Raw genomic sequence first — 6,930 nt, 5'->3', positions numbered from 1 at the left:
GGATCGCGGACGATCGCCCGTCCCATCGCTACCCGCTGTCGCTGCCCTCCCGAAAGCTGTTTGGGCTTGCGTTCCATTAATTCCATCAAACCGAGCTTCTGCGCCGCCTCAGCCACCAGCGCATCGATCTGGGGCTTAGACAACTTCAGCATCCGCAGTGGAAATTCCAAATTTTGGCGCACGCTCATGTGTGGATACAGCGCGTAATTTTGAAACACCATCGCAATATTCCGCTGCTGGGGCGTGTAGTCATTGACAACTCGATCGCCAATAATTATTTTACCTGCCGAAATATCCTCCAACCCAGCCAACATCCTCAACGCCGTCGATTTCCCACACCCAGAAGGCCCCACAAATACCAGAAATTCACCATCAGCAATATCTAACGATAAGTCTTTAATCGCCGTCTGACCGTTAGCATAAACCTTAAACACTCGATCGAATTTGACACTTGCCATCATCATCGCTCCCTACTAAATACGAATTCGACAAAAATACGATCGGGATAAAACTATTAATTCGATTTCAATTCTCAATTCTCAATTCTCAATTCTCAATTCTCAATTACTATCCTTTAGTTCCCGTCGAAGCCACCCCTTCAACAAACCACTTCTGAAACACCAAAAACACCATTAAAATCGGCGCCACCATCATCACCCCAAAGCTCATAATATCCGCCCACTGAATCGGCGGTAAAGTCTGAAAAGAGGCAATCGCTACGGGTAAAGGTCGCACTCGTTCGTCGATCGTTACCATCAACGGCCACAGAAAAGACCCCCACTGAGTCAAAAAAGTCAAGATCGTGACAGTTGCAAATACGGGCTTGGAAATTGGCACGATAATTTCCCAGAAGGTGCGAAAGATACTAGCTCCATCAATTCGTGCTGCTTCTTCGAGTTCTTTGGGTAAGCCGATAAAGAATGTATAGAATAGATAAATTGAAAACGCATTGGCAATAAACGGCAAGATTTGCGCCAGATAAGTATTGCGCCAACCTAATAGAGTCACCTGAAAAAACAATGGCACCGCGATCGCTTCAAACGGAATAATCATCAATGCCAATACCACTAATAAGATCGTGCTGCGTCCCCGCCACCGCAACCTGGCAAAAGCATAACCCGCCATTGAATTAATTACCAATCCCCCCAGAACGATCGAGCTAGTAATTAATAATGAGTTGATAAAAAACTGCCCGAAATTGACTCTTTGAAATACATCCTGATAGTTTTGGAGAGAAGCCGGACTGGGGATAAACCCTTGAATAGTACCAGCTTGCGATAAGACTAATTCATCAGGTTTGAGGCTAGCCACGAACATAAACGCGATCGGTGCCACAAATAGCAACGCCAACAAAATCAGTAAAGCATAGCTAACTATGCCCGATCGCGATCGATTTCCCTGGCGGTTTGGCGTAAATTGCTCTGGTTGAATGCGTTGGGGAAGCCCTTCAGAAGGAAAATCTGACATAATGCGATCTCCAGCTTATTGAACTTCATTCTAACAACATCAAAACCTTTTTCATCGACTTGGCAGCGAGCGAAGATCTGTTAAAGTGAGAATACGTCAACACTTGAGAGGATAAATGATGACGATCGCGACCTATAAGTGGACAATCGATCGATACCATCAGGCGATCGACTCAGGTATTTTTGATGGTCAAAATCTCGAATTATTACGGGGAGATCTAATTCTGATGCCACCGGAAGGAGAACCCCATGTTTATTTTAGCGATCGCGCTGCCCAAATCCTGCGCGGTCTCCTTGTCGGACAAGCTCAAGTCCGGGAAGGTCGTCCCGTAACCTTGCCTAATGGTTCGGAGCCACAGCCAGATCTGGCAATCGTCCAACCGCTCGATACTGTTTACCTAGGGCATCATCCCTATCCAGAAAATATCTTTTGGCTGGTTGAGTATTCCTATAGCACCCTCAATTACGATCTAGGCGATAAACAGATCGTCTATGCACAGTCAGAAATACCTGAGTATTGGGTGGTAAATCTCCAGGATGCACAGCTCACTGTTTTTCAAGATCCTTCACCGTTGGGTTATCGGACTGTCACCAACCTTCAAGATGGCACAATTTCACCTTTAGCCTTTCCAAATATCTCGATCGAGGTGCGACGGTTTTTTGAAGTTAATCGATCGTCATAACTAATCGACGATTCAAATCTGCTAGGCAGATCTCACACCGTTTCAGCAGATTATTTATCACGATTAGTTTTCCTGCTGGAGCATCACGGTATAGTCACCAATGCCTAATTCAGCAAGATTGAGTCAAGCTACGCCTATAACCTTTGAATCATCTCCTCTAGCATTGCTGTGAGACTAGGATAATTAGGAGAGCAGGTATCAAAATCTGGCTCATCACTGACATAAATCGGTGCAGCCTCTTGAGAGGTATCTGGCAATATCGTCCACCAGTAAACATCCTCACAAGCAAACAGAGCTAAGATCTTCTTGTCTGGACAGTAATCTCTCGACCAATCTTCACCACAGCTTAATCCCCAACCTAGGGAATTAAAGTGTTGATCTCCATAGATTCCGTGAGCATCTATAAAGAAAGAGCCATTACCACCGTCATGCCACTGATAGAGATCAACAATTTCTGTCGGAAAGATGAACGAATTACCTTCATAAAAATGTTGAATCTGGGCGTGACTCAAACCAGTATCCAGGCGAATTCTATTCCATTCTTCCGAATTGTTGTCTTCTATCCAGCCAACAATCTGATTCAAAAGGTCGGTCAACTTTGACATATGCAAACAATCTAAAACTCTAAAATTATATTTTAATTGTGCCCGAAATTGGTATAGCTATTTCTTATACGGATTTGCTGTAGATTTTACCCCATCGGGATACTAGCTGCAAATAAAGTAAAGAAATTATTTAATCGATCGCGCTATCTTCTGGTATCAAAACTCTTTGCAATGAGGTAATTGCTAATACGATCGCGAAAAATATGACCGTCATCGCGGCACCTTTAGCCATCTTTTGTTGCTCGAATGATGCCTTAACTGCTTCATACATTACCGTCGTCGTCGCACCATTGGGGCCGCCTTGAGTCATGATTTGAACCTGGTCGAAGAGCCGAAATGAGAGTACGGAAGTCACCAGCATCACAAAAATTAGCGTGTTTCGCAGTTGGGGGATGGTGATGTAGCGAAACTGGTTCCATTTATTACTACCATCGATCGCTGCGGCTTCATACAAAGAGCTAGAAATCGCCTGTAATCCTGCCAAAATAATTACCATCTGAAACCCCGCCCCCTGCCACAGCGACAATAACATAATGGCTGGTAGTGCTAAATTCGGGTCGTTGAGAAAGTCTTTCGGCTCCCACAAACCGAGCGTGATTGACTCCAATAAAGCATTCATCATCCCGTTCGCGCTGGGGGCGTAAATAATCGTCCAAATTACGGCTACCAAAGCCATCGGAAATACGACTGGCATAAAAAAGATCGTGCGAAAAATCGTCATCCCTGGTAGCGGACGATTGATGAGTAGCGCCATTGCGAGTGCGAGTGCTGTTTGCAAGGGCACCATCACTAGTGCAAATAGAGCGTTATTGAGTAGAGCTTGCCGAAAGTTGGGATCTAGCAACACTCGCCGATACTGTTCTAGCCCTAGAAACTGGAGCGGTAAGGGCGAACCGAGCCGCAGGTTGGTAAACGAGAGGATGAGAGCGAGCAGAAATGGCAGGGCAACAAATAGCAATAAGCCGAATAATGCAGGTGCCGACATTAGTAACGCCGTCCGGGTATCATCTTTTATTAATGATTTGCTCGTCATTATTAGACCTCCTGCGAAAGTGCAAATATCATCTTTTCCTATTCCCTATCCCTATCCCCTCACCTGCTGTGTATACACAAGTCTAGAGAGAAGCAAAAACCCTAGAAATCCCCCTAAATCCCCCTTAAAAAGGGGGACTTTTAAAGCCCCCTTTTTAAGGGGGTTGGGGGATTTAGATCTAGAAACGAAGTCCAACAGACTTGTGCATACACGGTAGATTCTCTCACTGGACATCGGGATAATTTTGGTTGTCTTGACGATCGATCTCAATTGCGGTTGCCGCTTTGTCTAGAGCTGTTTTGACGGGTAAGCCATTGCGAATATTCGCAAATGCTTCTTGAAAAGCGGAGGTAATGACTGGGTAGGCTGGCGTTTGGGGGCGCGGTACGGTTTCGCCTGCGAGGAGTTGAGCGGCAAACAGGCGTAATGGGCCAGTGGGGGCGTAGAGTTGAGATTGCGCGATCGCTTGCTTGGTGCCCGGTACGGCTCCATTGACGTTCGCCATCGCTAGGACTTCTTGCGGCTGGAGTAAAAATTCCAGGAAACTCATCGCCGATTTTTGACATGTGGGCGTCGAGCAATTGGTGGTAATCCCCCAATTCCACGAGCCTTGAGCGGTCTTGGAACCCTGCCCAAAGTTGGGTAATGGTAAGACTACCAAATCTTTACCAACGGCTTTGGCATAGTCTTTGTAGACCCAGTGACCCACCCAGGAGAGTGGCACCCTGCCGCTCGTAAATGCCCCATCATCGATGTTGGGATCGACATACCCCTGTTTTAACCAATTTTGGACTGACTGCATCGCGGTGACGGCGCTAGGGCTGTTCAGGCTGCCATTTGCTTTACCGCCAGCCGACTGAATAATCGGCAAAAAGCCATAAGTCGCCCACTCACCGCGCAGATTGAGTTTGAGATCGAGCACTTGTCTGTCGGGGTCGCGTGCTGCTAATGCTGCCAATGCTCGATCGAATTCCGCCACCGTCCACGCATCTTGATTACCCTGGGGAATTCTAATCCCGGCGGCTTGAAGCTGGCTGCGACGACCGTACAAGCCTAACCCAGAATCAAAGGTCGCCACGGAATACAATCGCCCGCGATAGGTGCCCTGCTGGAGAATTGATGGCAATAAGTCCTGTTTGACCGATGCCGAAATCAGCTTGTCCATCGGCACGAGATTTTGTTGCCAGACGTAGTTGTAAACAAATGGCCCATCGAATTCAAGGACATCGGGTAAATCTTTTGATAACGCGGCGGCTTGAACCTGGGCGTTATATGAACCCTCTGGGATAAACGTCAATTGTACCGTCGCCCCCGTTTTAGCCGCATTAAACCGCTGGACTTGGCGCTCCAGCACTTGACGCTCTGCGGCTTGTCCCGAATGCGCCCACACGCGGACGATTCCCGGACGACTCGGCGGCGAACTGTTGCCAAACGATAAACTATTGCAACTACTCAAAAATAGTAGCAGCAAGCTCAAAATATCCCGTAGTTGAAAGCGTCGAATCATGTTGGGCGCTGACGATCGATGGCGATCGTGAAGGTTCGGGCAAGCAGTCGATCCATTAAAATTAGATTGGAGCTGTTCGATCGAGACAATCTCTGGATCTTTGACTTAGACTTACTCTTGAAATTACCAAACTAGCATCGAGTCGTAATTTAGCTGACTCGATCGAGAAATACCAGCAGTGATGCTTACATTCTACTTCACTCGATCGGTGTTGCCGCAGATGTTGTTAACAACCGCGATCGCACCCTGACACCAAGTTTTAAAAGAGACTTATTCTCAATAAGTGCTGCTTCTTGCAAATAGATCCCAACTCCGATATGATGGTAGCTAACGATCGAAACCGGGTGATGAGTATGTCATTCTACACAGCAGACTCTCTCAAAGCTGAGCTACACGAACGGGGTTGGCGGCTGACACCCCAACGCGAAGTCATTCTAAACATATTTCAGAACCTAGCCGAAGGCAAACATCTGAGCGCCGAGGATCTGTTCGATCTGCTCCACAATGAAGGGCACGATATTAGTTTGTCTACTATTTATCGTACCGTCAAACTGATGGCGCGGATGGGCATCTTGCGCGAACTGGAGCTAGCTGAAGATCACAAGCATTATGAAATCAATCAACCCTACCACCACCACCACCATCTAATCTGCGTCAAATGCAATCAAACGATCGAATTCAAGAATGAATCCGTCTTGAAAATCGGCGATAAAACTTCTAAAAAAGAAGGCTATCATCTCCTCGATTGTCAGTTGACAATTCACGCTGTTTGTCCGAGCTGTCAGCGCTCGATCTTACCCGTTTAAGGATTAGATATTTAGTAGGGTGGGCAGTGCCCACCACACACCATTTAAGCTAATCTAATCCATACTTGTTAGAACACAAACCAGACCTTTTATAAAAGGTCTGGTTTGTCATAGCAATAGTTTATTGTCAAAATTTGCTTTAAGACAAGTAAATACAGGTATTTATTAGATAGATATTGTTCGGAAACCTATGTGGTGGGCAGTGCCCACCCTACATACTACATACTTAGACTAGTTTATTGTCTAAATTGCATTACTTAGCACGTCGCTTGGGAACGGGTCGATCGCGAGAACTAGACGGCATATTAAAAGCCATATTATAAATCAGCTCATTCGTGCGGGCTGACTTAAATAAATCGACCACAGGCTGCGGATAATCAACGCCAATTCTGACCCCAAAACGTTCCTGTTCGACTGGTAAAAGTTTCCAAGGTTCGTGAACTTTAGCGGCGGGAACTCCCTCTAGCTCTGGCAACCAATGCTTGACATACTTACCTTCGCGATCGTAATCATTGGACTGCTTGGTAATATTAAAAAAGCGAAAACCTCGCGCATCATTACCCACTCCAGCGGTATAGTTCCAGTTGCCCCAATTGCTGCAAACATCATAATCAATTAGCAGAGATTCAAACCATTCGGCACCCATTCGCCAATCGATACCGAGGTTTTTAGTCAAAAAACTCGCCACATTTTGACGACCGCGATTGGACATATATCCAGTTGCGGCGATCTCGCGCATATTGGCATCTACCAATGGATAGCCCGTTTTACCTTCCCGCCAGAGGTCGAACCGCTCCCAATCTTGTTTCCAAGTTAGATCGACACCTTGC

General features: G+C 46.4%; 8 protein-coding genes. 2 read left to right on the top strand and 6 right to left on the bottom strand.

Annotated features, from left to right (window positions below):
- Together RMO52_RS22290 and RMO52_RS22285 are read right to left on the bottom strand one after the other, a co-directional pair.
- A partial coding sequence (locus tag RMO52_RS22290) for an ATP-binding cassette domain-containing protein (protein ID WP_310418697.1) occupies positions 1 to 458 on the bottom strand: 458 nt, incomplete at its 3' end.
- A 109-nt stretch (positions 459 to 567) separates the two neighbouring features.
- A complete protein-coding gene (locus tag RMO52_RS22285) occupies positions 568 to 1,467 on the bottom strand; it encodes a carbohydrate ABC transporter permease (protein ID WP_310418691.1) in 900 nt (299 codons plus the stop codon).
- Positions 1,468 to 1,585: 118 nt separating this feature from the next.
- Here RMO52_RS22285 and RMO52_RS22280 point away from each other — a divergent pair, with 118 nt between their 5' ends.
- On the top strand, positions 1,586 to 2,149 hold the full coding sequence (locus RMO52_RS22280; protein WP_396135078.1) for a Uma2 family endonuclease: 564 nt from the start codon (positions 1,586 to 1,588) through the stop codon (positions 2,147 to 2,149).
- 134 nt (positions 2,150 to 2,283) lie between these two features.
- Here the strand turns inward: RMO52_RS22280 and RMO52_RS22275 are convergent, their stop codons facing one another.
- From RMO52_RS22275 to RMO52_RS22265, 3 genes are all read right to left on the bottom strand, one after another.
- Positions 2,284 to 2,733, bottom strand: coding sequence for a hypothetical protein (locus tag RMO52_RS22275; protein ID WP_310418685.1), 450 nt, complete (start codon positions 2,731 to 2,733; stop codon positions 2,284 to 2,286).
- A 151-nt stretch (positions 2,734 to 2,884) separates the two neighbouring features.
- Positions 2,885 to 3,787, bottom strand: coding sequence for a sugar ABC transporter permease (locus RMO52_RS22270; RefSeq protein ID WP_310418682.1), 903 nt, complete (start codon positions 3,785 to 3,787; stop codon positions 2,885 to 2,887).
- Between the two features lie 223 nt (positions 3,788 to 4,010).
- Positions 4,011 to 5,294 carry an extracellular solute-binding protein gene (locus RMO52_RS22265; protein ID WP_310418679.1) on the bottom strand — a complete coding sequence of 428 codons (1,284 nt, stop codon included), beginning with the start codon at positions 5,292 to 5,294 and terminating at the stop codon, positions 4,011 to 4,013.
- Positions 5,295 to 5,647: 353 nt separating this feature from the next.
- Between RMO52_RS22265 and RMO52_RS22260 the strand changes: the two genes are divergently transcribed.
- Positions 5,648 to 6,100, top strand: coding sequence for a Fur family transcriptional regulator (locus RMO52_RS22260; protein WP_310418694.1), 453 nt, complete (start codon positions 5,648 to 5,650; stop codon positions 6,098 to 6,100).
- A gap of 253 nt (positions 6,101 to 6,353) precedes the next feature.
- Here the strand turns inward: RMO52_RS22260 and RMO52_RS22255 are convergent.
- A partial coding sequence (locus RMO52_RS22255) for an FAD-binding domain-containing protein (RefSeq protein WP_310418676.1) occupies positions 6,354 to 6,930 on the bottom strand: 577 nt, incomplete at its 5' end.

The organism is Chamaesiphon sp. OTE_8_metabat_110 (assembly GCF_031382685.1).
GTDB lineage: Bacteria > Cyanobacteriota > Cyanobacteriia > Cyanobacteriales > Chamaesiphonaceae > Chamaesiphon.
This window is presented reverse-complemented; position numbering and strand designations above follow the sequence as displayed.

Bases quoted from the DNA above. Each gene is read 5' to 3' on its own strand.
- RMO52_RS22285 (WP_310418691.1), bottom strand. From the start codon at position 1,467: ATGTCAGATTTTCCTTCTGAAGGGCTTCCCCAACGCATTCAACCAGAG.
- RMO52_RS22280 (WP_396135078.1), top strand. From the start codon at position 1,586: ATGACGATCGCGACCTATAAGTGGACAATCGATCGATACCATCAGGCG.
- RMO52_RS22270 (WP_310418682.1), bottom strand. From the start codon at position 3,787: ATGACGAGCAAATCATTAATAAAAGATGATACCCGGACGGCGTTACTA.
- RMO52_RS22265 (WP_310418679.1), bottom strand. From the start codon at position 5,294: ATGATTCGACGCTTTCAACTACGGGATATTTTGAGCTTGCTGCTACTA.
- RMO52_RS22260 (WP_310418694.1), top strand. From the start codon at position 5,648: ATGTCATTCTACACAGCAGACTCTCTCAAAGCTGAGCTACACGAACGG.